Source organism: Parafrankia sp. FMc2, assembly GCF_041008525.1.
Classification (GTDB): domain Bacteria; phylum Actinomycetota; class Actinomycetes; order Frankiales; family Frankiaceae; genus Parafrankia.
The window spans coordinates 1-1,552 of record NZ_JBFLUG010000376.1 but is presented as its reverse complement, the minus strand read 5'-3'; the positions used below and the strand labels follow the sequence as shown (position 1 = coordinate 1,552).

Below are 1,552 nucleotides of genomic sequence, written 5' to 3'. Positions count from 1 at the left end.
CATCCTCCTGCTTCGAGGAGGCCATGTCTGCCATGGTCAACGTCACCGGTCTTGAAGATCCCATCTCGCCCTGCGCTACAGAGGTTTCAGTGATCCTCGTGTCTCACGGGACTCTGACAGACAGGGGATCGGCGGCAGAGATCCGCATGGGCGCCGAGGTCAAGCCACGGCGCTGCGTCGAGGAGAGCGTCGACCAGCGTTGCAAGGACGGCGATGTTGTCCCTGGTCTTGTAGCCGAGGTGCGGCAGCCCCCATCCGGTGAGGGAGGCGGCCGGGTACACCTCGACGACCACGCCAGCACCGGCGCGGTCCACGGGTATGTCCTGGCCTGCGAGTGTTGCCAGGAGTCCCGCGCAGCGCATTGCCGTGTGCGAGATCCGGTCTGCCGTGACGCCGAGGGGCCGCAGCCCTGTCTTTGCCTGGACCCGCTGGTCGGTGACCCGGTACGCCAGGGCGCGTTGCCACTGCAGACCCGTGAGCCCCTGGGGGACGTCCACGTTCCCGCGCTGGTGGGCGGTGATGAAGGCGACGAAGGCTTCGGGCCGGCCGAACGGGCAGTCGATACCGACCTCGTCCGCGTTCGTGACCGCCTCGACGATCGTGCTGTCGGTGGTGTCGAGGTGGACATCGCGCACCGTTGCTGAGCCTGACGACCAGTCGATCCGGGCGAGGGCGGTCTTCTTCGGCTCCGCCGCCAGGTCCACGCCGATCGTCATCATCGATCAGGGTAGGCAGCACGGCGCCCGGGTCCGTCCGAGGAGTGCTGGCAGGCCGCCCGGTTTTCAGGCTGGACGATGCACGCTCAGGATGAGAGAGCTGTGTCGGGTCGGATGTGGCGGATGCCCGCGCGGACGTTCGGCGTTCCGTAGCGGGGTCTACCGGTTGTAGGTCCGGCGGTTGTAGGTCTGCGGTCGCGGTGACGAAGCACGTCCACCGGGGTGGGGTGGACGGCGGGATGCCTGCGAGGTTGATCGCTGCGGGGCGGGTGCCTCGTGAGTCGGGGGTTCGAGGTCTGTGGTGTCGAGGACGTCGGGGTTGAAGTCCCCGAAGTCGGGTGCACGGAAGAGGTCGCACGTCAGCGGGGGCGGGGCCTGGCCGGGCCGGGTCTGTGCCGCCTCCGGTGCGGAGAACAGGGATGTTGGGGATGTACCGATGAGGATCTCACCTTCGGAGTGGGGCCGCGGCCGGGTCGGCCGTGGCAGTGCAGAGTGTACGGCCGGAGGCAGAGCCTCCGGAGGTGACTTATAGCAATGTTTGGGAGTCGGGCCAGCCTGTGGACGGCTGGCGGGACCTCGTGTAGGAGCCTCGCGGAGATTCACGGCGTCGTGCGTGTCCGCGAGCTGTCAAGAGCCCAGAAAACGTCAGGAAAAGAATCTCGGAAAATCATGAAAATAGGTACATGTATTGCCTCTTGACGTGGGCCGTCAGGGACTCGAACCCTGAACTCACCGGTTAAAAGCCGGTTGCTCTGCCAATTGAGCTAACGGCCCTGCTGCCCTCCATCGTACCCAACTGCTCGGTCGGGGGGAGGGTGGGGCGTGAGGCTTGGGCG

1 protein-coding gene and 1 tRNA gene are annotated in these 1,552 nt (G+C 66.4%); both read right to left on the bottom strand.

The window, feature by feature from the left end:
• Positions 1-86 precede the first annotated feature (86 nt).
• Entirely contained in the window at positions 87-704 is a 618-nt protein-coding gene (locus tag AB1460_RS37380; RefSeq protein WP_368967277.1) for a DUF429 domain-containing protein, read from the bottom strand.
• 713 nt (positions 705-1,417) lie between these two features.
• Positions 1,418-1,490: transfer RNA gene (locus tag AB1460_RS37375), tRNA-Lys, on the bottom strand.
• Between the last annotated feature and the right edge of the window lie 62 nt (positions 1,491-1,552).